Source organism: Methylotuvimicrobium alcaliphilum 20Z (assembly GCF_000968535.2).
Classification (GTDB): domain Bacteria; phylum Pseudomonadota; class Gammaproteobacteria; order Methylococcales; family Methylomonadaceae; genus Methylotuvimicrobium; species Methylotuvimicrobium alcaliphilum.
Genome location: NC_016112.1, coordinates 788,154 through 811,023 on the forward strand (window position 1 = coordinate 788,154; position 22,870 = coordinate 811,023).

General features: G+C 50.3%; 16 protein-coding genes and 1 pseudogene. All 17 read left to right on the top strand.

The window, feature by feature from the left end:
• The first annotated feature begins 136 nt into the window (after positions 1 to 136).
• The 17 genes and pseudogenes from lnt to pseC all read left to right on the top strand — a co-directional run bounded on the left by lnt (position 137) and on the right by pseC (position 22,693).
• Positions 137 to 1,702 (top strand): apolipoprotein N-acyltransferase, encoded by a 1,566-nt coding sequence (lnt, locus tag MEALZ_RS03450; protein WP_014147213.1) that lies wholly within the window; start codon positions 137 to 139, stop codon positions 1,700 to 1,702.
• 301 nt (positions 1,703 to 2,003) lie between these two features.
• A protein-coding gene (locus tag MEALZ_RS03460; RefSeq protein ID WP_408607020.1) for an IS3 family transposase occupies positions 2,004 to 3,508 on the top strand; the annotation gives its coding sequence in 2 pieces (ribosomal slippage) (positions 2,004 to 2,442 and positions 2,442 to 3,508; 1,506 coding nt in all).
• 397 nt (positions 3,509 to 3,905) lie between these two features.
• Positions 3,906 to 5,216, top strand: a complete 1,311-nt coding sequence (locus MEALZ_RS03465) for a chloride channel protein (RefSeq protein WP_014147214.1) — start codon at positions 3,906 to 3,908, stop codon at positions 5,214 to 5,216.
• Positions 5,217 to 5,338: 122 nt separating this feature from the next.
• Entirely contained in the window at positions 5,339 to 5,629 is a 291-nt protein-coding gene (locus MEALZ_RS21450) for a hypothetical protein (RefSeq protein ID WP_084685293.1), read from the top strand.
• A gap of 847 nt (positions 5,630 to 6,476) precedes the next feature.
• Positions 6,477 to 7,823 carry a GTP cyclohydrolase II gene (ribA, locus tag MEALZ_RS23860; RefSeq protein WP_014147216.1) on the top strand — a complete coding sequence of 449 codons (1,347 nt, stop codon included), beginning with the start codon at positions 6,477 to 6,479 and terminating at the stop codon, positions 7,821 to 7,823.
• A complete protein-coding gene (locus tag MEALZ_RS03480; RefSeq protein ID WP_014147217.1) occupies positions 7,813 to 8,850 on the top strand; it encodes a zinc-dependent alcohol dehydrogenase in 1,038 nt (345 codons plus the stop codon). Before ribA ends, MEALZ_RS03480 begins: the two co-directional genes overlap by 11 nt.
• Positions 8,851 to 8,857: 7 nt before the next feature.
• The gene (locus MEALZ_RS03485; protein ID WP_014147218.1) at positions 8,858 to 9,226 is read left to right on the top strand and encodes a 6-pyruvoyl trahydropterin synthase family protein; all 369 of its coding nucleotides are present in this window, start codon (positions 8,858 to 8,860) and stop codon (positions 9,224 to 9,226) included.
• Between the two features lie 3 nt (positions 9,227 to 9,229).
• Entirely contained in the window at positions 9,230 to 10,129 is a 900-nt protein-coding gene (locus MEALZ_RS03490; RefSeq protein ID WP_014147219.1) for a class I SAM-dependent methyltransferase, read from the top strand.
• 640 nt (positions 10,130 to 10,769) lie between these two features.
• Positions 10,770 to 11,021: pseudogene (locus MEALZ_RS03495) on the top strand (Uma2 family endonuclease); the annotation flags it as partial.
• Positions 11,022 to 11,190: 169 nt separating this feature from the next.
• Positions 11,191 to 14,244, top strand: coding sequence for a DEAD/DEAH box helicase (locus MEALZ_RS03500; protein ID WP_014147221.1), 3,054 nt, complete (start codon positions 11,191 to 11,193; stop codon positions 14,242 to 14,244).
• A 25-nt stretch (positions 14,245 to 14,269) separates the two neighbouring features.
• Positions 14,270 to 14,866: a Uma2 family endonuclease gene (locus tag MEALZ_RS03505; protein WP_014147222.1), complete on the top strand. Its 597-nt coding sequence runs from the start codon at positions 14,270 to 14,272 to the stop codon at positions 14,864 to 14,866.
• Positions 14,867 to 14,886: 20 nt separating this feature from the next.
• A complete protein-coding gene (locus MEALZ_RS03510) occupies positions 14,887 to 16,293 on the top strand; it encodes an MBL fold metallo-hydrolase (protein WP_014147223.1) in 1,407 nt (468 codons plus the stop codon).
• Between the two features lie 238 nt (positions 16,294 to 16,531).
• Positions 16,532 to 18,106 (top strand): ATP-binding protein, encoded by a 1,575-nt coding sequence (locus MEALZ_RS03515; protein ID WP_014147224.1) that lies wholly within the window; start codon positions 16,532 to 16,534, stop codon positions 18,104 to 18,106.
• Positions 18,103 to 19,698 (top strand): ATP-binding protein, encoded by a 1,596-nt coding sequence (locus MEALZ_RS03520; protein ID WP_014147225.1) that lies wholly within the window; start codon positions 18,103 to 18,105, stop codon positions 19,696 to 19,698. Before MEALZ_RS03515 ends, MEALZ_RS03520 begins: the two co-directional genes overlap by 4 nt.
• Before the next feature lie 56 nt (positions 19,699 to 19,754).
• Positions 19,755 to 19,928, top strand: a complete 174-nt coding sequence (locus tag MEALZ_RS03525) for a hypothetical protein (RefSeq protein ID WP_206742862.1) — start codon at positions 19,755 to 19,757, stop codon at positions 19,926 to 19,928.
• A gap of 606 nt (positions 19,929 to 20,534) precedes the next feature.
• Positions 20,535 to 21,539 (top strand): UDP-N-acetylglucosamine 4,6-dehydratase (inverting), encoded by a 1,005-nt coding sequence (pseB, locus tag MEALZ_RS03530; protein WP_014147228.1) that lies wholly within the window; start codon positions 20,535 to 20,537, stop codon positions 21,537 to 21,539.
• The gene (gene pseC, locus MEALZ_RS03535) at positions 21,536 to 22,693 is read left to right on the top strand and encodes a UDP-4-amino-4,6-dideoxy-N-acetyl-beta-L-altrosamine transaminase (RefSeq protein WP_014147229.1); all 1,158 of its coding nucleotides are present in this window, start codon (positions 21,536 to 21,538) and stop codon (positions 22,691 to 22,693) included. The genes pseB and pseC overlap by 4 nt, the downstream gene beginning before the upstream one ends.
• Positions 22,694 to 22,870: the final 177 nt, after the last annotated feature.

The window sequence follows — 22,870 nt, forward strand, 5'->3', positions numbered from 1 at the left end:
TTCTACACGCTTTCACAGGCTCTCCGGTTTGGGAAACCCTTTGGTTAAGCTCCTGGCTTAGGTTTCAAGAAGCTGGAGCTTCTTGTAATGCATTCCCAAGCAAGAGCTTGGGAACGAGTGAACTCATCAATACTCAATGAAAACAGCCGCATCTTCTTTCAAACATCAATGGCTGTTGCCGATTGCCTCGGGCGTCTTTATCGGAACGAGTTATATTCCTTTTCCTCCCTGGGCTTCGTTGTTTTGTTTCGTGCCGCTTTGGCTGTTCTGGGAACGGCAGAGCAGTTTGAAAAACGTCTTGCTCGGCGGTTTTCTGACGACCTTCATTTACACCCTGATCGGCTTCAATTGGGTGACCTATACGCTGCATGAATTTGCTCAGGTCAACTGGTTTGTAGCCGGTATCGGTATGCTCTTGTTCGCATTATTCGGTCATTTGTTCGTACCGGCCGCCGGCTTATTGTGGTATGCCGGCGTAAAGTTATTCCGTTGGCCGCAATGGCTGTCATTCGCGCACATGGCCGTGTTGACCGCATTATGCGAATTCGGCTTGCCGATGCTATTCAAATGGAATTTCGGGTATACCTGGTACGGATTCGGCTTTCCGTTTTATCAATGGGCCGAGTTTGTCGGGTTCACCGGTTTGAGCATGATCACGATATTACTGAACTGGCCATTGTTGGTAGCGTGGCAAAAACGCCGAGAGCGCAGCGGGTTGACGATTTTAGCCGGCGTTATCATCGTTTTTGCCGGTTTGAATATGGCCGGTTTGGGATTGAAAAATCGTTTGCCGGAACCTGAAGCCTCTTTCAATACGCTGTTGGTGCAAGCGAATATCGGTAATACGGAAAAACATGCGGCCGCGCATGGCAAGGGCTTTCAGACTGAAATTCTAAAAAAATATCTGACCGTGACCGAAAACGGTTTGGAGTCGAATCCCGATGTCGGTGTCGACTTCGTGTTGTGGTCGGAAACCTCGTTTCCGTCTTTGCTTGGCGGACAATACAACGAGTCGTATTATGCCCGAGTGCTTAGCGAATACTTGCGCGAGCGCCAAATCGGAATGATAACCGGCGCCTATGCTAAGGACGAGCGCTCCGGTTTGATTACCAATTCGCTATTTGCATTAGATAGGCAAGGAACGGTTACAGTGCCGCATTACAGCAAAACAATTTTATTGGCTTTGGGCGAATATATTCCCGGTGAAAAAAAATTCCCATGGTTGCGCGATTGGTTTCCGATGGTTGGTAACTTCGCCGAAGGGCCGGGACCGACCGTGTTATTGCAATTAAACGATTACAAAATCGGGCCGCAGGTGTGTTATGAAAGTTTATTTCCGGATTTTTCGAAAGGCCTATCCGACATCGGTGCGCAATTTATCGTCAATGCGACCAATGATTCATGGTACGGGACCTGGCAAGAGCCTTACCAACATCTGTATATGACCTTGGCCCGCGCAGTCGAATTCCGTAGGCCGGTTGTCAGAGTGACCAACACCGGTATATCGACCGTAGCGCTGGCTTCCGGCAAAGTGCTGCATCGATCGCCGCTGAATCAAGAATGGTCCGGTTTGTATACCGTCCCTTACCAAAAAGAGCCGGTTTCTACTTTTTATCAGCGTCATTTCGAATTGATGCCGAGTTTATTGACGGCAATCTTTGTCGGGCTGTTAATTGTGGGGCTTTTCTCAAGAAAGGAGTAAATTGAATAACGTCGGTTTTGCCAAAAACTAAAATATGCTGTTACCCAAGCTCCAGCTTGGGTAACCTTTTCAGGAAGCTCTAGCTTCCTTTCCCGACAATCAAGGAAGATTGAACTAACGAATCGGGGCTAATTGAGGATGTGCGGAGGTTGTGTCGGTCTCAGGAAGCTGGAGCTTCCGGGGTGTCCTTCCCAAGCAGGAGCTTGGGAAGGAGCGAAGACTTTATGCGGTTCCCTCTGTGTCAATATACCTGAGACACCGCCCCATGCATTAATTAGGGAACATTTTCGGAGAAAATCTCATGACTGACACAACCGTACAAGCTATTCCTCATGCCGCGGCGAACGCGGAGGACACGCAAGACGCCCGTAGGGCGGCTGAAGTGTCCTCCGCGTTCGCCGCGGAACCTTCCCGCATCACCAGCGAAGTGCTTGAAAAGGCCGCCCGCCGGACGTTTACCGCCGAATACAAAGAGCGCATCTTGACCCAGGCTGATGCGTGTAGCGAACCGGGCTGCATCGGCAAGTTGCTGCGCACAGAGGGATTATATTCCTCACATCTCAGCAAATGGCGCAGCGAACGTGAGCAGGCCATCCGCGCCGGTCTATCCAAGCCGCGTGGCCGCAAACCTTCGGACAAGAATCCGTTAGCCGCTGAAAATGCTCGTCTGCAAGCCGAAATTCAGCGTTTGCAGGCATGCCTAACACAGGCGGAGGCTATCATCGATGTCCAAAAAAAACTTTCGCAACTGCTGGGCTTGTGCGAGATTCCAGCCCACACCGGGAGAGCATCATGAAGGCCACGCTTGAACTCAGCCGTGAGGTTGGCGTTAAGGCCGCCTGCGAGGCGCTCAACTTCAACCGTGCCTCGTTTTATCGCGCACAACAAGATCGCTCTTCGTGGCCGGTCGAACGTCCGCGCCCGCCGCTGGCACTGAGTACGGACGAAGAGCTACACGTCCTGGCGCATCTGCACAGCGAGCGTTTCATGGATTGCTCGCCTTATCAGGTCTATGCGGCGCTGCTCGACGAGGGCGTTTACCTGTGCTCCATCAGCACCCTCTATCGCATCCTGGTGCGCCACCAGGAAGTGCGCGAGCGCCGCAACCAGCTTCGTCGTCCCAACTACACCAAGCCCGAGTTACTCGCCACTGCGCCCAACCAAGTATGGTCATGGGATATCACCAAACTCAAAGGCCCGGCCAAATGGACGTATTTCTACCTCTACGTCATTATCGACATTTTCAGCCGCTGCGTGGTCGGCTGGATGGTAGCGCACCGCGAATCCACCGAGCTGGCTAAGCGACTGATTGGCGAAAGCTGTACTCGGCAAACTATCCGTGAAGGCCAATTGACTATTCACGCCGACCGCGGCAGCAGTATGACCTCCAAAGGCGTCGAGCAACTGCTGGCTGACCTGGGCGTGACCAAAACCCATTCACGGCCCCATGTCTCCAACGACAACCCGTATTCCGAGGCGCAGTTCAAGACCTTGAAATACCGACCGGGCTTTCCGGCTCAATTCGGCGCTATCGAAGATGCCAGAAGCTTTTGCGGAACGTTCTTCGACTGGTACAACCATGACCACTATCACTCCGGCATTGCACTGTTAACCCCGGCCAGCGTTCACAGCGGCCAAGCCGTCGAGATAGTTACGCAGCGCACGCAAGTCCTGCATGCCGCATTCGAGCGCAATCCGGAACGCTTCAAAAACCGCCAACCCCATGCCCAAGCCGTACCTGAAGCCGCTTGGATTAACCCGCCCCCTTCACGGACGGCAAATGAGGCTCTCGACCAGGAAAACTAAACTCACAATCTACACTAATTTTTTATTATGGGTGTCTCAAAATCATTGACATATACCGGTTACCCAAGCTCCAACTTGGCAAAGAGCGTGACGAAGAGGGAAACGGGCTGGCCGTTTTTAGCTTGTGCGTATGGGTTGCAAACCTCGTCCTACCAATGATTTTCGTGTGTTTCGTGGACAAAATGCTTTTTATAGATTCTATCGGTATCTATGAAACGCAGGGCAAAAAAAATGCGGCTGAAAAAGCCGCATACAAGAGGAAGGATATTTGAGCACAAACGCATCAGCGGTTGAGTTGCACATATCTTATCTGTCTTCTCTTAATTCCGGAATGTGACCGATTGCCGCGCGACAGATTGTCGCAGTTTCATAATCGAAAAAGGTGGAAAATCTCGTCATGCTCGAATTTAACAAAGTCTTTTTATCCGCTAATCCATGGAAGCATCGTCTGGTTTTTTGGTTAGGGGCTATCATAATCGGCGTATCGATCGCATTGATGACATTGTTGAGCGAATGGGTCGTAACGATTTTTCGCTCGATTTCAGATGATTATCGCTGGTTTAAATTCATCGCCCCTCCATTCGGCATTGCCTTCACAGCCTGGTTGACCTTTCGGTTTTTTCCCGGCAGTCAAGGGAGCGGTATTCCTCAGGTAAAAACGGCATTAGAAATTCCTTACACCTTAAGCGAACGCACCAAGTTGGTTTCTTTACGTATCGCAATCGGTAAAGCCTTTTTACCGATTCTTGGTTTGTTATCGGGGGCTTCAGTCGGTTTTGGCGGTCCGGCTACGCATGTTGGCGCATCGATCATGGCATCTTTAGGCAAAGTAGCTAATTTCCCTACGCTTTATATGAGTAAAGGGTTGCTTTTGGCAGGGAGTGCGGCCGGATTTGCCGCGATGTTCAGTGCCCCTTTAGCCGGAATTATGTTTGCTATTGAGGAAATGGGAAGAGCTCTGGAAGAACGGATTAGCACCTTGGTATTAACCGCGATTATTTTTTCCGGTATGACTGCTTATTCGATACTGCACTACAGCATTTATTTCCCCGATAATCCCTTATATTTACCTTGGGGCGATGAGTGGCTCGCTATTCCATTCTGCGGCATTGTCGGCGGTTTATTAGGCAGTCTATTTAGCTGGATCATTGTCTCCGGTCATCATTTTATGCTTCGATTACAACTACCTTACATTCCGGTTGCCTTTATATGCGGTTGTATCATCGCATTGATCGGTTTTGTCTCGGAAGGCCAGACTTTCGGAACAGGGTATCAAATGGCTAAAAATATTATGTACGGTAGCGCGCCAATGGACCCGTTATTACCCGTTTATAAAATGTTGGCTACTTGTGCAACATTTTTTAGTGGCATTCCGGGGGGGCTTTTTGTCCCCTCTATCGCTATCGGCGCCGGGTTCGGGGCTAATTTGGCCAATTGGTTTCCGATCGCGCCGGCTTCGGTGATGATCATGTTGACTATCACGGCCTATTTCTCCGGAATGTTACAATCGCCACTGACTTCATTTACGCTTATCTTGGAAATAACCCAAAATCATGACATTTCCATTCCGATTATGGCCGCCGCATTTATCGCTTCAGGGGTATCTAAGTTAATAAATCCTCAGCCTCTCAATAGAGCGCTGTGCGATGCCTTTCAGCAATATCTGCCAGAAAAGACCGATGAGGATGATGATGGCGGGGCACAGTAAATAAATCACACAATCTTTGTTACTCGGTCACCGCAATTCTTCCTTGAAATCGAGATACTGTACTCAAGTTCAACGGCGGATTGAACTCAACAAACGAATTACAGTAACCAGAGGAAACTATCATGAAAAACATAATATTTGCAGCAGTCGCTTTACTGGCCGTATTCAGCAGCAACGCAATGGCCGAAGGCTCTAAAATCGAAAAATCTACCTTGATCAACGCATCGAAAAACACATTGACCAATACACAAGCCATAGGCCGCAATAGCGCAGCCAGCACCGGTTCGATCAATGTGGTCGGTTCGAAAGTCGAAAAATCCACTGTGATCAATGCATCCAAAAATACGCTGACTAATACGCAAGCCATCGGCCGCAATTCGGTGGCTAACACCGGGTCGATCGACATCCGATAACCATTTTGTTGGAATGCCATGGAGAACAATGTAAGGATTTACTCCCGTTATACTCAAAAAATGGCTAACTTTATGAAGGTATGGGGTGTGGCTAGCGAGGATGTCGGCAGCAGGGCAGATTTTTGCTCCATGCAAAATCAGCATTCACGCCATCCCTGGCGTTCGATTGCTGCCGTCAAGCCCCCATGGATGGGTTTACCCAGCACCTAAATTCCATAGTCCAGTGGCGATGTTAACTATCTGGGATAATTTAGGTGCTGGGTGAACGGCGGTCCTCGATAGACATATCCCATACCTTTTTTCTTAGACGGTTTTTCGATCAAAAGGGAGTAGCACAGGGACATGTCGCTCAAGGAATGAAAAAGGACTACGGCCTGACCGATTGAAAAAACAATCGACCCGGCCGTACGTTTTTACGGCGTAAAAAAATGCGGTTGGTAAGCCGCATTGAGAGAAGGATATATGCCTTAATCGGAGAACAATTAAGTGATTATAATCTTATCTCCTGTTTTGCAACGCGCAAGTGTGACCAATTGTCGCATTTTGAATATCGAAACACCGCCCCAAACTTTTTTAAGAAAATAAAATCCAAATGAGTACAATGAAGCCCATTGCATGAAGTTTCAAAACAAGCCGGTCTGATCAAGGCCTGTTAATGATTATAAGAATAATATACCTGTCGCATTTCAAATTTCGGCATTAGCGCATGGAGGTGTCGGGGTGTTCGACAAAGGCTTTGATAGCATGGATGCTATCATAGAGCCTACATGGATGTATTCACGGCGTACTTTGACGGGTGCCCCGGCACCGAAATTTGACTAGCAAAGGGTATACAACCGGCAAAATTATGAATGGTAAGGCGGTCCCAACGATTGAAACGCTTGTTAGAACCCGTTTACCGACGGCTCACGGCGAGTTTCAATTGCATTATTTCAGCAATCCTGTCGACGACAAGGAGCATGTTGCCTTAGTAAAGGCCGATGTGGCCGGAAAGACAAACGTGCCGGTGCGTGTGCATTCGGAATGTTTGACCGGCGACGTATTCGGCTCGCGGCGCTGTGATTGCGGAAAGCAATTAGACTTATCACTACAATTGATCGAGCAAGCCGGTTTTGGCATATTGATTTACTTACGCCAGGAAGGTCGCGGCATCGGCTTGTTGAAAAAACTGCAGGCCTACAATCTTCAGGATCAGGGGCTCGATACCGTCGAAGCCAATATTCGGCTCGGTCATTTGCCCGACGAACGCGACTATACGCAGGCGGCGCTGATCTTGCGCGAACTGGGCGTGTCGTCGATCGAATTGATTACCAACAATCCCGATAAAATCAGCGGTTTGGAGGCAATGGGCATCACGGTCGAAAAACGTGTGCCGATCGAGTCGGTCTATCATCACGAAAACGTGGGTTATTTGAAGTCCAAAGCCGAGAAATTACGGCATTTGTTGAGCTTTGACCAACAGAATACAGCCGTGCCTGTTCCCGAAGACCTGCAATTCATGCAGCCTTTCATCGACCGGCTCGACAAACTTCACCGAAGCAAAGACCGGCCTCCTTTTTTTACGCTGAGTTATGCGCAAAGCATCGACGGCAGCATTTCGTTGAATGCCGAATCTTCGCTGCCGTTGAGCGGCAGCGCCTCGTTGAAGTTGACTCATCTGCTCCGTGCCCATCACGATGCCTTGCTGATCGGCATCAATACGACGCTGGTCGACAATCCGCGCCTGAACGTGCGCCATGTCGAAGGCGACGACCCGCAACCAGTCATCTTGGATTGCCTGCTTCGCTTTCCCGAAGATGCGAAGATGCTCGGCGCATCGACCAAATTGCCGATTATCGTCGCGACCAAACAAGCGCCCGCCGACAAGCAGCGCCGCCTCGAGGCCAAGGGTATCCGGGTGTATCGGGTCGAACAAAGCTCGGACGGTCATATCGATCTGGCGGCGCTGCGCAAATTATTGACAGAACTGGGCATCAAGACCGTGATGGTCGAGGGCGGTGCCGAGGTTATCAATGCCTTTTTGCTTGAAGATATGGTCGATTATTGCGTGATCACGATCGCTCCGAAAATCATCGGAGGGCTCAGGGCCGTCGAGAAGCCGTGTCGCCCGATGCTCGAACTAAAAGATTGCCGCTATCACCCGCTCGGCGGCGATCTGATTTTATATGGCGCCTTGCACGATCATGACGATTGAAGCGAAGGCCGTCTTTCATACCGCCGCGCGCGAAGTGGCGCTGAAAACCGTTAAATTGCCGACGCTCGGCGATGACCAGGTGCTGATTAAGGCGCATCATTCGGCGATCAGTCCCGGCACCGAAGGGATGATTTTCGATGGGCGCTTTCCGCAGGAACTGGCGCAAGACGCGACGATACCGAGTCTTGCCGGTAGTTTCGCTTATCCGTTTCGATACGGTTACGCCTTGGTCGGGGAGGTCGTCGAGGTCGGTGCGCGTGTCGATAAAAGCTGGCTCGCGCGCAAGGTGTTTACGTTTCATCCGCATCAATCCCATGCGGCCGTTGCCTTGAGCGAATGCTTGCCGATTCCGGACGGCTTGTCGCCGCTCGATGCGCTGTTTCTGCCGAACATGGAATCGGCGGTGAATTTCGTGATGGATGCCGCGCCGCTGCTCGGCGAAAGAGTATTGATCTTCGGCCAGGGCGTCGTCGGATTGCTAACCTGCGAACTGTTGGCGCGTTTTCCGCTGGCCAGCCTGATCACGGCCGACCCGGTCGCATCGAGGCGCGAGCTGTCGAAACGCGTCGGCGCGGCGCAATGCATCGACCCGAACGACGAAAACGCTTGGCGCGACCTGGAAGACTGTTTGCGCGAGGGAGGGGCGGACGGTTTCGACCTGGTGATCGAATTGTCCGGCAATAGCGAGGCATTGAACCGGGCCATCGACATGACCGGTTTTTCGGGCCGCATTCTGGTCGGTTCCTGGTACGGCAACAAGCGGGTTGACGTTGATCTAGGCGGGCATTTCCACCGGCGGCGCATTCAATTGCTGTCGAGCCAGGTCAGCACGATGAACCCCATGCTGTCCGGGCGATGGGACAAGCATCGGCGCATAGCTACGGCTTGGCATTGGCTCGATGCCATCGAGCCGGCGCGTTGGATCACGCATCGGTTCAGGCTCGAGCAATGCAAGCAAGCATTCGACACGAATGCCGGGCAAAAAGACGCGGCATTACAGATTATTTTCGATTATCAAGACGACTGAGGTGTTCATGTATCAACTCGCTATTTGTAGAGATTTCATCGCGCAGCATTATCTGGTGGGCGGCGACTGGGGTGCTGAGAATCAGCGGCACAGTCATCATTACCGAGTCGAAATCCAAATCGAGCACGACCGCTTGGACAGTCACGGCTACCTGATTGATATCGTCGATCTGGAAAACGCGCTATCTGCCGTGATCGAACGGTTTAAGGACGTCACGTTGAACGATCTTTCCGAGTTCGATGGGCTCAATCCGTCGCTCGAACATTTCGCGCGCATCATTCACGAAGGGTTGCAGTCGCGGCTCGATTTCGGCGAACAAAAATTGATCGTCAAATTGTGGGAAAACGAGCGCGATTGGGCGGGCTATCGGGAATAAGCCTTGGACGCCTTCGCCCAATTCCTTCAAGCCAAATACGCGCTGGATCAACGCAGTCTGAATCCTGACGTTTGGCGGCACTTTCTGAACGAGCTGTCCGGCAGAAATCCGCTCGAGTTACTCGATGTCGGTATCGGCACCGGAGCTATGCTTCGGCGCATCCTTCAACATTACGAACATGGCGCGATGCGCCTGACCGGGCTCGATATCGAATCCGGCTTGCTCGGTATCGCCGAAACAGAAATCGCCGCTGTTTTGCGGGATAAAGGTTTTGCGGTCGAAAAAGCAGCCGGCCGTCTCAGTGCCGAACGCGACGCGGATCGAATAGAATTTCAATGCATTTGTACACCGCTGAGCGAATTTCGACCCGCGCCGAACCGCTACGACGTCATTACTGCGCATGCCTTCATGGACCTGGTTCCGCTGCGACAAACCCTGGCCGGTTTTCATGATGGATTGAAGCCGGGCGGCTTGTTCTACACCACGATCAATTACGACGGTGAAACGGTCGTGTTTCCGCCGTATCCGGACAGCGAGTTCGAGGATGCTTTATTGCAGTCCTATGATGCGTCGATGGAAGAGCGTCGCCTGAACGGTTCGGAGACGGGCGGGGCGAAATGCGGGCGGCGTCTGTACGGCGAATTACTGAGTGCCGGTTTCGAAATCCTCCGTTACGGTAGTTCCGACTGGAACATCACGCCCAGTGATGGCGCTTATCTCGATGACGATCCTGTAGTGCTGGAGCATTTGTTGGGCTGGATATCTTCGGAAGGCCGAAACGACCCGGCGCTGGATCAGGACAAACTCGATCGATGGATAGCATGCCGGAGGCGGCAATTACAAATGCAAATGCTGGGCATCATCGTCCATCAAATCGATGTTTTGGCGCGGAAGCGTGATTGAATAGTTGAGTCCAAGATTCAACCCAGCCTTAACAAATATATACCCATCTTAGATCAAAATTCGGCACCGGGGTGTCTTGTCAAGCGAGTTACCGAACCTGCTACAAAACTCATAGCTCCAGGAAGTTATTTTTCACGAAATCCTAAGCTAATACTGATCGCGTTGTCAGGCCGTTTTATGCACATGGCTTGACCAGAGCTTTCATTGGCCGTTAAGGCGGCTTTTAAACCCTGTTATGTCTTCAATTGCCTATGTAAGTTATTGATATTAAAATTTGAACGCATTTTGTATAAAAATTGGTCGATTTAAAAAAGTTGTAATAAACATGCGGCTTTATCGCAGCAGTCTTCAAGATATGCACAAACTTATCCACAGCTTTTGTGGTTAACATTCGTCGTTATAAGAAATAGCGCCTCAAATTTTTTAAAAGCAATCTTGAAAATCAAAAAACCACCCTTAGATTTGCCTCGAAGCTTTTACGGCATTCGTTTTTCATTGCCGATTCATTGAATTTTTCACTGACAAAGCTGTGCCGTAATAGTCAACCGTGATATGAAGCGTGTTCAACATTTCTTTATTGATTCATGAGGTACACATTCATCGTCGATGGCAGCGGTAAACACGAAGACATAACGGCGCGCCTGACTGGATTATCGAGATGTTATCGAAAAGTAATGCCAAACGAGAAATGAAATTAAAATACGAAATCTATCAAGAAAGCGGCGTAACAGAATATTGGCTCGTTTATCCGGAAGAGCAAGCTATTTATCAATTTATCCTAAACGATGAAAGGCAATACCGCCTTAAGCACATGTATGCCAATGACGATATTGCCGTCCCGCATCTGTTCCCTGAGCTGCAACTTGATGTGAATGAAATATTTGAGATGTAAGCCGAAAATAATGCGTAGGATGGGTTCGGCTCTATTCTCCATTTTATCTTTCAACGCATTCATTCACTGGTGCATTCATTAAATTTAGTTATGCCGAAAATACCCGAAGCGACAAGCCGTTAAATTACGTTAGAATAACCTAACTTACGATTTCTTAACGGCAAACGCTATGGACAACGATTTTTTCCTTTTCGATACCGAACGACTGCATGCCGTCGCGGCCGATGACCGTGTAAAGCAAGGCCTGGCTTATTTTTCCGAGAACCGTGTGTTCGATCTCGATCTTCAAGACGGCATCTTGTCGGCACAGGTCGAAGATGAGGATGCCGATTTGCCGTATTATTTGGAATTGTCCGGAGGCGGGGATATGCAACTTCATGTCGATTGCCGCTGCGGCGATCATCAGCTGGTTTGCAAGCATGCTGTCGCGGTCTTGTACGCTTACGCCGATCAGTTCGGAGGCGATGAAGAGACTCTGCTCGGTAGCGCGGTCGAGGAAGCGATCGCCGAACGCGTCAAAAAAGGCCGCAACGAAGTCCGTGTTAAATTGATCAGCGGCAATCTCGGTTTCGGCATTTGGCAGGCGTCGTCGATCCAATCAGCGACGCATTGGCAGCAAACCTATCAGGTGCAGATTCGCTCGCTCGATCAACGCATGAATTATTGCACCTGTCCGGATTTGGCCAGCAACCGCCTCGGCACTTGTAAGCATATCGAAGCGGTCTTGCATTATGCGAGCAAACAGCCCGGCTATAAGAAACTGAAACAGGCCGGTTGCCCGGTGTCTTTCGTCTACCTATCTTGGGAATCGGCCACGCATCCGGTGCTGCGCTTACATCGCAGCCCGCATATCGAAACGGATCTCGCCGAGTTGCTTGCGAATTATTTCAATGCCGACGGAAGTTTCAACGGGCGCGTGCCGGAAGATTTTTTCAGATTGTCGGAACAAGTATTCGGGCGAGAAGATTTACAATTGGGCGACGATGCCGTGCGCTATGCCCGGCAATGTGCCGAGGATGCCGTGCAAGCCGAACGGGGCCGGCAGATTGCTCAGGAAATTCTGCGCGCGAACGGCGTACTTCCCGGTATCAAGGCGCGTTTATTTCCGTATCAAAGCGAAGGCGTGGCATTTTTAGCCTCGCGCGGCCGGGCGCTGCTTGCCGACGACATGGGGCTGGGCAAGACCTTACAGGCTATAACGGCAGCATCCTGGATGGCCGATAACCTCGGCATTCGGCGCGTCCTGATCGTGTGCCCTGCGTCGTTGAAATCGCAATGGGCTCGCGAAATCGAAAAATTCACGTCGCATGGCGCGCGCATCGTGCAAGGTCCCGCCGAAAACCGTTCGGTGCATTACCGCGCCGATGCCTTGTTTTTCATCGTCAATTACGAATTGATCTTGCGCGATCTTAGCGTCATCACCGAAACGCTGAAGCCTGATCTGGTGATTCTCGACGAAGCGCAGCGCATCAAAAACTGGCGCACTAAAATCGCTTCTTCGGTGAAATTGATTCCGTCGCGTTATGTGTTCGTGCTAAGCGGCACGCCGCTGGAGAACCGGTTGGAAGACCTTTACAGCCTGTTGCAGGTGATCGACGCGCGCGTACTCGGACCGCTGTGGCGCTGTTTGCTCGATTTCCATGTCACCGACGAACGCGGCAAAGTGATCGGTTACCGAAACTTATCCGAGTTACGGCGGCGTATCGCGCCGGTCATGTTGCGGCGCAATCGCAGCTTGGTCAGCGATCAATTACCGGATCGGACCGAGGTGCGCATGGATATTCCGATGACGCTACAGCAAATCGAACTGCACGGGTCGGCGTTGTCCGCGGCAGGTTATATCGCACAAATCGCAAAACGCCGACCATTGACGCCGAGTGAGCAAAACCGCTTCATGGCCGCGTTGCAACAAGCACGCATGGCCTGCAATGCCGCCGGCCTTGTCGATAAGGAAACAGAAGGTTCGCCGAAACTCGACGAAATGGTGGGCATCCTCGAAGAGATCTGCCTCGAAAGCAGCCGTAAGGCGGTTATCTTCTCGCAATGGGCACTGATGACCGAAATGGTCGAAGCAAAGGTCCGCGCAATGGGACTCGGCTGCGTGCGATTGCATGGCGGCGTGCCGAGCGAAAAGCGCGGCGAATTGATGGAGCGTTTCGAAAAAGACGATTCGGTGCAAGTGTTCATTTCGACCGATGCCGGCGGAACAGGCTTGAATCTGCAATCGGCGACCGTGTTGATTAATTTGGACATGCCTTGGAATCCGGCCATACTGGATCAACGCATCGCGCGGATTCATCGTCTAGGTCAGAAACAGAACGTGCTGATTTTCCTATTGCTGGCTGAGGATTCCTACGAGCAGCAAGTCGCGAAGCTGGTACAAAACAAACGAGACCTGTTCGACAATGTCATCGATCCCGAGGCTTCCGAGGATGTTGTCGGCGTGTCGAAAAAAATGCTGCAGACATTGATCGATGAGCTGGCAGCAACAGAGCCCTCGGCAGACACGGAAAATAAGCCGCCGTTGCTGGAGCTGGAGGAAAGTCTCGAAACGGAATCCGCCGATCAGCCCGAAAAACCGCTTAAACATACGGAGCCTGCCGCCAGCGAGGACGAATCCGATAGCGCGATTCGGCAATTGATCGTGAATATACAGAACTGTTTCGGCACCCGTATCGAGCGCATACTAGGCGCAGGCGGCGGGTTGCTGGTCGTTTTGAATGCGGTCGACGATGCCGACGAAGGTAACGCGCGCAACCTGTCCGAGCCCGATGTTCCGGTGGCGCTGATCGACCGGCGAACCTTGGCCGGGTTACAGCGTCTTGGAGCCGCTTCGCCGGTCGTGCAAACCGAAGTATTGTTTGAGCCGGGCGAAAGCGAAGCTGGAGTCGAACCGGTCAATCCATTGCATCAGACGGCCGAAGACAAATTGAAGTCGGCCGAATTACTGTGGGCTCAGCACGCGAATGCCGGCGTGATGGACTTGTTGACTGCGGCTTTGTTGGCCAAGGCTTCGGCAATCGGCGGCAAAAGCCAAACGCCGCCGGCCGATCAGGCGACCGTTTGGTTGTACGGCGAATTATTACCTCAACAGCGCGTTACGCAAGAACAAGCCACCGTATTTGCTCGAGTGTTTTCGTTGAGCCAAGCGCCGTCAGTTCCGGATGCATTGATCGAACAATGCTTGACCGACGTACGCTGGCTGTTGTCGGTGTTGGCTTGATAGAGAGCATCGGAGAGTGAGTATCATGCGCGTCAGCTATGCCGAAAACCGCTTGAGCGAAGCGGACTATCTGGAAGGCGAACAAGACGGTCAAATCCGGCATGAATTGATTGACGGGATTGCCTATGCGATGACCGGCGCAAGCGACAAGCACAATAAGATTAGCGGCAATATTTTTGCCGAGCTTAGAAATGTGTTGAAGCAAAGACAGTCGCCATGCACAGCCTATATCAACGACATGAAAGTCAAAGTCCAAAACGACTTTTATTATCCCGATGTGATGGTGGTCTGCGACCGGCAGGATCACGAAAACGATTACTATAAAACCCGCCCCGTCATCATCATTGAAGTGCTGTCTCCGGCGACACGAAGAATCGATAAAACCTTGAAACGCGAAGCCTACTCGTCTTTGGAATCGTTACAAGAATATGTACTGGTCGAACAAGACAAGGCCGAAATCGAAGTCTTCACGCGGCAAAGCGGTTGGCAGGCGGCTTATTATTATCTCGGCGATACGATTTATCTCGAGTCGATCGATGCGAGTATTTCGGTCGAGGATATCTATTATCAGGTCGATAACGAGGATGTCTCGGCATTCATTCAGGAACAGCGGCAATCTTGAAATAGTTAACTATAAAATCAATGTATCCAACAATCGAACATCACGGCGCGGTCACCGGCGTCACCGGCTCCTGTCATGAGTTGAAAATCGATGCCGACGATTCGGTGTTGATCGATTGCGGTTTATTTCAAGGCGCAGAAGTCTCGAACGACGGCGCGGCCTTCGATAAGCTGCAGATCGAATTTTCGGTCGAGCCGGTTCGTGCGTTGATCGTCACGCATTGTCATATCGACCATGTCGGCCGCATACCTTATTTGCTGGCGGCCGGTTTCGACGGGCCGATTTATTGTTCCGAGCCGTCGGCGGAATTGTTGCCGCTGGTGCTTGAAGATGCAGTGCAAGTCGGGTTCACGCGCGACAAGGCGCTGGTCGAGCGTTTTATCGGCCTGATCAAATCGAAAATCATTGCCGTGCCTTACGCTCAATGGCAAACGGTGCCGTTGAGCGGGAAAACCGGTAGCAAATTAAAAATCAAGTTCAAACCGGCCGGCCACATACTCGGTTCCGCCTACATCGAATGCGATGTCGGGAGCGGCGAACAACATAAGCGCATCGTGTTTTCCGGCGACTTGGGCGGCCCCTACACGCCGCTGCTGCCGTCGCCGAAATCGCCTTATCGGGCCGACGTGCTGGTTCTCGAGAGTACCTACGGCGATCGTTTGCATGAAAACCGGAGGCAACGTAAAGGTATGCTGAAGCAATTGATCAGCCATTGCTTGAAGAATCGCGGCGCGATTCTGATCCCGGCTTTCAGCATTGGACGCACGCAGGAACTCCTGTACGAACTCGAAGAACTGATTCATCGTTACCGGGAAGAATCCGTAGCGAAAGGCCTGGCCTGGGAAGACCTCGAAATCATCGTCGACTCGCCGCTCGCGAATCGCTTCACAGAAGTTTTCCGTAAGCTCAAACCGCATTGGGACGCCGAAGCCAAGCGGAAGCTGCGCGCCGGGCGGCATCCGTTAGCGTTTGAGCAGATCACGACGATAGACTCGCATCAAGATCATCTGAACACGGTCGACTATCTGAAAAAGACCGCGCGGCCTTGTATCGTCATTGCGGCCAGCGGTATGTGCGCGGGCGGTCGCATCGTCAATTATTTAAAAGCTTTAATCGAAGACGAGCGCACCGATATTCTTCTGGCCGGTTATCAAGCAGAAGGCACGCCGGGGCGGACCATTCAAACTTACGGTCCGAGAAAAGGCTATGTCGAACTGGACGGGCGGCGTTATACGATCAATGCGGGCGTGTATCAATTGAACGGCTACTCCGCTCACGCCGACAGGGATTCTCTGGTTCGTTTCGTCAAGGGCATGCGGGTCAAACCATCGGAAATTCGGTTGATTCACGGCGACGTAAAGGCCAAGTCGGCATTGCAACAAGCGCTGCTGAAAGTTGTGCCCGATGCGAACGTGCTGATTCCCTAAGGATTTGGTCGTAAATAACTTCCCTATTTTATGGAGGGTTCAGTAACTCGCTTGGCAGGTGTCGGCGGCAGGGAAAGCCGCCGTCAAGCCTACAAGGACGTATTCACGGCGTCCTGTCAAGCGAGTTACTGTACCCTCAACAAAGCTCATAGTTCCAGGACGTTAGTTATCACGAACCCCTAAATCAACAAATCGCAAATTTCAGAAACCCCAAGATTAACGCGGAAAAGGTCGAATCATGTCATTGCAAGCACTTCCAATCGGTATCAATACACTGTCGGTGATACGCGAACAAGACATGGTCTATATCGACAAAACCCCGTTGGTCTGGCAAATGACGAAGCAACCGGCGCGATTCTTTTTATCCCGCCCGCGCCGCTTCGGCAAAAGTTTGTTGGTCGATACCTTAAAAGAACTATTCGAAGGCAATCGAGCCTTATTCGAAGGTTTATATATTCATGATAAATGGGATTGGAGCAAGTCCTATCCCGTTATTAAAATCGATTTTGCTTCCGGCATCTTACAGAGCCGAAAGCAGCTCGACGAGCGAATTGAAATCATCTTGACCGAAAATCAACAAAGGCTAGGCGTCGAATCCGGCAATCAGCGTGCCGATATTCCGGGTAAATTTACGGATTTAATCTTGAAAGCCCGCGAAAAATACGGCCAAAAAGTCGTCGTCTTAGTCGATGAATACGACAAGCCGATCTTGGACAACATCGACTATTCGGAACGCGCTGCCGAAGTCCGCGAGGGATTGAAAAACATCTACTCGGTACTGAAAGGCCAGGACGCGCATCTGCAATTCATATTTATGACCGGCGTGAGCAAATTTTCCAAAGTCAGCTTGTTTAGCGGTTTGAACCAACTTAAAGATATTACCCTGGACGAGAATTACGCCACTATTTGCGGTTATACCCAACAGGATTTAGAGACCGCCTTTGCCGGGCATTTAGCCGATGTTGATTGGGCGCAACTAAAAGATTGGTACAACGGCTACCAATTTTTAGGCGAGCCGGTTTACAATCCTTACGATATTTTATTATTCATCAGCGGCAACCAACGCTACCGTAACTACGGGTTCGAAACCGGCAACCCCAGCTTTTTAATCAAATTGTTCCAACAAAAAGCCTATTTTCTGCCCGACCTGGAACAGCTCGAAGTCTCGGAAGAAATCCTGGATTCGTTCGACGTCGAAGCGATAGACCCGGTTACTTTACTGTTTCAAGCCGGCTATCTGACGATCGAAAAAGCGTATACGGGTTTTGACGGTCAATTTCTGTTTCAACTCAAAGTGCCCAACCGGGAAGTGCGGCAGGCGCTCAACTCGCACTTCATCAACGGCTACACCCAAACGCTGGCGAGCGAAAAACTCAAAATACAGCATCAGGTTTTTGACAGTCTGAATCAAGGTGATTTGGTACAGTTGCAGACCGTGCTGCAACGCCTATTCGCCGGCATTCCCTGGCGCAATTTTACTCACAACGCATTGCCCGAGTCGGAAGGCTACTACGCCAGCGTTCTCTATGCGTTTTTCGCGAGCCTGAACGCGACGATTATTCCGGAAGACACCACCAACCGAGGGCAGGTTGATATGACAGTCATATTGGGCGACTTTATTTATGTCATGGAAATCAAACTTGATAAAAGCGCCGATTACCAAAAACAAACGCCCAATCCAGCCTTGCAACAAATTCAAGATAAAGCCTATGCACAAAAATATATAGTCGGCGAACAAACGGTGTTTGAAGTCGGTTTAATCTTTAATCAAGTTCAACGGAACCTGGCGCAACTCGACTGGCGAAAATTATGAAGACGTTAAAAAAACTGCCATTAGCCATACAAACCTTCGCCGAAATACGGGAAAATCCGTATTGCTATGTTGATAAAACGCCCTTGATAGCGCGACTAATTGACGCAGGCAAAGCCTATTTCTTATCCCGTCCGCGCCGCTTCGGCAAAAGCTTATTGGTCGACACCTTAAAAGAATTGTTCGAAGGCAATCGAGCCTTATTCGAAGGTTTATATATTCATGATAAATGGGATTGGAGCAAGTCCTATCCCGTTATTAAAATCGATTTTGCTTCCGGCATCTTACAGAGCCGAAAGCAGCTCGACGAGCGAATTGAAATCATCTTGACCGAAAATCAACAAAGGCTAGGCGTCGAATCCGGCAATCAGCGTGCCGATATTCCGGGTAAATTTACGGATTTAATCTTGAAAGCCCGCGAAAAATACGGCCAAAAAGTCGTCGTCTTAGTCGATGAATACGACAAGCCGATCTTGGACAACATCGACTATCCGGAACGCGCTGCCGAAGTCCGCGAGGGATTGAAAAACATCTACTCGGTACTGAAAGGCCAGGACGCGCATCTGCAATTCATATTTATGACCGGCGTGAGCAAATTTTCCAAAGTCAGCTTGTTTAGCGGTTTGAACCAACTTAAAGATATTACCCTGGACGAGAATTACGCCACTATTTGCGGTTATACCCAACAGGATTTAGAGACCGTCTTTGCCGGGCATTTAGCCGATGTTGATTGGGCGCAACTAAAAGATTGGTACAACGGCTACCAATTTTTAGGCGAGCCGGTTTACAATCCTTACGATATTCTATTATTCATCAGCGGCAACCAACGCTACCGTAACTACTGGTTCGAAACCGGCAACCCCAGCTTTTTAATCAAATTGTTCCAACAAAAAGCCTATTTTCTGCCGGACTTGGAACAGCTGGAAGCTTCCGAAGAAATACTGGACTCGTTCGACGTCGAAGCGATAGACCCGGTTACCTTGCTGTTTCAGGCCGGGTATCTGACGATCGAAAAAGCGTATACGGGTTTTGACGGCCAATTTCTGTTTCAACTCAAAGTGCCCAACCGGGAAGTGCGGCAGGCGCTCAACTCGCACTTCATCAACGGCTACACCCAAACGCTGGCGAGCGAAAAACTCAAAATACAGCATCAGGTTTTTGACAGTCTGAATCAAGGTGATTTGGTACAGTTGCAGACCGTGCTGCAACGCCTATTCGCCGGCATTCCCTGGCGCAATTTTACTCACAATGCATTGCCCGAGTCGGAAGGCTACTACGCCAGCGTTCTCTATGCGTATTTCGCGAGCTTGAACGCGACGATTATTCCGGAAGACACCACAAACCGAGGGCAGGTTGATATGACGGTTATGTTGGGCGACTTTATTTATGTCATGGAAATCAAGCTGGACAAAAGTACGGATTACCAGCCGCAAGATCCCAACCCGGCTTTACAGCAAATTCAGGATAAAGGGTATGCCGAAAAATATTCCGGGCAGGGCAAAGCCGTATTCGAAGCCGGGCTGGTGTTCAATCGAACTCGGCGAAACCTGGTTCAGCTTGATTACAGCGATTACCTAAAGCGGATGGCTCGTTGAAAGTTGTAAATTGAAGGCTCTTGAAAACTTCGATGACACCTATGAAAAAGAAATCAATGATGAAACACGACGCCGGCTTGCGTGAACGTCACGATGACAGCATTTGGCGGCTGAAATTCAAAGAGACCTGGCTGTATCTGAATTTGTTGCTAGAATTTCAATCCGGTGACGAATATTTCATGACCTACATGGGCTTTTGTTTCAAGATATCATGTGCTCTCAGATCTTGAGCAAAGGCGACTTATTTCCAGCAATTCCCAATTTGGAGATCAAAAAGGGTGAGGGCTTGGCGAGGATGTCGGCAGCAGGGAGCTGCCGCCAAGCCCCCATGGATGGGTTTACGGCGCTCCTCGACAGGCATACCCCACACCCTAAAATCGGCGAAACTGCTCAAACTGGGAATTGCTGACTTATTTCCGCCGATCATGCCTATCGTCATTTACAACGGCTCGTCCGATTGGACAGGTTGACACGCAGCACTATCAAAAGATGAGTCGAAGCTCGCTATTTGGCTTAGCCGCTTATTACGCGTAAGATTTAAACAAGACAGTATTCCAGAATATCAAGAACTCAAAACGAGGTAGATGTCATGTTGGCTGAACGGATGACCAACTGGACAAGGCAATAGGAAGAGAGAGGCAAAAAAAAGAGGTGCCGGACAAGAAGCCGTTGATCGAAGACGAACGCACCGGCATCTTCGCCATTCGGTTTCAAGCCGATGGCGGGCTGGGACGTATCATGCAAATTAACGGCCCTTTGAACGCTCAGCTGGGAATGAGTTCCTCCAGCCTACATTCATAGCGGGTTTCGCGATTATGATTTGAATTCAAGAGTTTATGATAAACGGAAAAAGTATATTGATAACCGGTGGCACCGGTTCTTTCGGCAAGCAATGTGTAAAAATGTTGCTGGAACGCTATAGTCCAAAAAAGCTGATTGTGTTTTCCAGGGACGAACTTAAGCAATACGAAATGCGTCAGGTTTTCAACCAGCCATGCATGCGCTATTTTATCGGTGATATTCGTGACTACAGTCGCTTGAAACGCGCATTGGAAAATATCGATATCGTGATTCATGCGGCGGCTTTGAAACAAGTTCCGGCCGCCGAGTACAACCCGTTCGAATGCATCAAGACGAATGTATTGGGTGCGCAAAATTTGATCGAAGCCTGTTTGGATGCGAAGGTGCAGCATGTGGTCGCACTTTCAACCGACAAAGCCGCGGCGCCTATCAATTTATATGGCGCCACTAAACTATGTTCGGATAAGCTGTTTGTTGCGGCAAATAACATCAAAGGTACGCGTGATATTAGGTTTAGCGTGGTGCGTTATGGGAATGTGATGGGAAGCCGCGGTTCGGTAATCCCGTTTTTTCTACAGCAGCGTAAAACAGGAGTGTTGCCGATCACTGACCCGGAAATGACTCGTTTCAACATCCGCTTGTGTGAAGGTATCGAGATGGTGTTATGGGCGCTTGAAAACGCCTGGGGCGGTGAGGTTTTCGTGCCGAAAATCCCGTCTTATCGCATCACGGATTTGGCTAGAGCGATCGGGCCGGATTGTGAACAGCGTATCGTAGGTGTGCGCCCCGGAGAAAAAATTCACGAAGAAATGATTACCGAAAGCGATAGTTTCAATACGGTGGATTTGGGCAACTACTATGTCATTCTACCGGCCGGCGCATCTTATAATACGAAAAACTATTGCGCTCGAACCGGCGCGCAAAAGGTCCGGCCGGGTTTTCGATACGATAGCGGCAGCAACGAACGTTTTCTCAGTGTTGAAGAATTACGGATTTTGATTGAAGCCTATGCTGTCGAGGAAGATTTGGCCGATCAATGATTCCATACGGTAAACAAAACATCAACGAAGACGATATACAAGCGGTTGTTAAAGTTCTGCGCTCGGATTTTCTAACGCAAGGGCCGGTGGTTCCGGCTTTTGAAGCTGCGGTTGCCGAGTATTGCAAGGCAGGCTTTGCCGTTGCCGTCAATAGCGCCACTTCCGCATTACATGTGGCATGTCTGGCGTTGGAGGTTGGCCCGGGCGATTGGGTTTGGACGTCGCCTAATACTTTTGCGGCTAGCGCCAATTGTGCATTGTATTGCGGCGCCAAAGTCGATTTCGTGGATATTGATCCTGCTACTTATAATCTTGACGTGGCCTGTTTGACGCAAAAATTAGCCGAGGCCGAGGAGTTAGGGCGATTGCCTAAAGTCGTTATCCCGGTGCATTTCGGCGGTTTATCTTGCGATATGGCGCCGATTCGCGAATTAAGCAGGCGTTACGGTTTCAAAATCATCGAAGACGCTTCGCACGGCATCGGCGGCCGTTATCGGAATCGATCTATCGGCTGCTGCGAATATTCGGACATTACCGTGTTCAGCTTTCATCCGGTCAAGATCATCACTACTGGAGAGGGCGGCATGGCACTGACTAACGATGCTGGTTTGGCCAAACGCATGGCTAGGCTGCGCAGCCATGGTATTACCCGAGAGCCGTCTGAAATGACACATGCTCCAGACGGCCCTTGGTACTACCAACAAATCGAGTTGGGTTTCAATTACCGCATGACCGATGTGCAAGCGGCCTTGGGATTGAGCCAACTGCGTCGCCTGGATAAATTTATCGAGCGTCGGCATGAATTAGCTGAGTGTTATCGTCAGCAACTTAAAGGGTTGCCACTGACATGGCAAATGGAAAATTGTCATTCAGCGCTGCATTTGTTTGTAATCCGGTTGCAAACCGAGCATTGCGGAATATCTCGGTTGGACCTGTTCAATGCCTTACGCGACGCCGGTATTGGCGTCAATGTGCATTACATTCCGGTGCATCTACAGCCTTATTATCGCGGCTTGGGCTTTAAGCTTGGCGACTTCCCAGAAGCAGAGCGCTATTATCGAGAGTCAATCACGTTGCCGCTTTTTCCTGATTTAACAAAAAACGACATTGCACGGGTTGTGGGAGCTTTAGCAAAATGTATTCATTTGCCGTAAACGTTTCTATGTCCATTGCGGTTATTTTAAATGTAATGGAGAAAATAGTTTGATAACCAGTACGCTGGTTTGGCTGTATATGCGCGATGCGCGTGCCCGAATCCTACGCGATTAATTAATATGGCTCAGAATAAACTGGATGTAGATGATCGTGCTAGACAAATAGTGATGGAAAAC

Bases quoted from the DNA above. Each gene is read 5' to 3' on its own strand.
- lnt (WP_014147213.1), top strand. From the start codon at position 137: ATGAAAACAGCCGCATCTTCTTTCAAACATCAATGGCTGTTGCCGATT.
- MEALZ_RS03465 (WP_014147214.1), top strand. From the start codon at position 3,906: ATGCTCGAATTTAACAAAGTCTTTTTATCCGCTAATCCATGGAAGCAT.
- MEALZ_RS21450 (WP_084685293.1), top strand. From the start codon at position 5,339: ATGAAAAACATAATATTTGCAGCAGTCGCTTTACTGGCCGTATTCAGC.
- ribA (WP_014147216.1), top strand. From the start codon at position 6,477: ATGAATGGTAAGGCGGTCCCAACGATTGAAACGCTTGTTAGAACCCGT.
- MEALZ_RS03480 (WP_014147217.1), top strand. From the start codon at position 7,813: ATGACGATTGAAGCGAAGGCCGTCTTTCATACCGCCGCGCGCGAAGTG.
- MEALZ_RS03485 (WP_014147218.1), top strand. From the start codon at position 8,858: ATGTATCAACTCGCTATTTGTAGAGATTTCATCGCGCAGCATTATCTG.
- MEALZ_RS03500 (WP_014147221.1), top strand. From the start codon at position 11,191: ATGGACAACGATTTTTTCCTTTTCGATACCGAACGACTGCATGCCGTC.
- MEALZ_RS03505 (WP_014147222.1), top strand. From the start codon at position 14,270: ATGCGCGTCAGCTATGCCGAAAACCGCTTGAGCGAAGCGGACTATCTG.
- MEALZ_RS03510 (WP_014147223.1), top strand. From the start codon at position 14,887: ATGTATCCAACAATCGAACATCACGGCGCGGTCACCGGCGTCACCGGC.
- MEALZ_RS03515 (WP_014147224.1), top strand. From the start codon at position 16,532: ATGTCATTGCAAGCACTTCCAATCGGTATCAATACACTGTCGGTGATA.
- MEALZ_RS03520 (WP_014147225.1), top strand. From the start codon at position 18,103: ATGAAGACGTTAAAAAAACTGCCATTAGCCATACAAACCTTCGCCGAA.
- MEALZ_RS03525 (WP_206742862.1), top strand. From the start codon at position 19,755: ATGATGAAACACGACGCCGGCTTGCGTGAACGTCACGATGACAGCATT.
- pseB (WP_014147228.1), top strand. From the start codon at position 20,535: ATGATAAACGGAAAAAGTATATTGATAACCGGTGGCACCGGTTCTTTC.
- pseC (WP_014147229.1), top strand. From the start codon at position 21,536: ATGATTCCATACGGTAAACAAAACATCAACGAAGACGATATACAAGCG.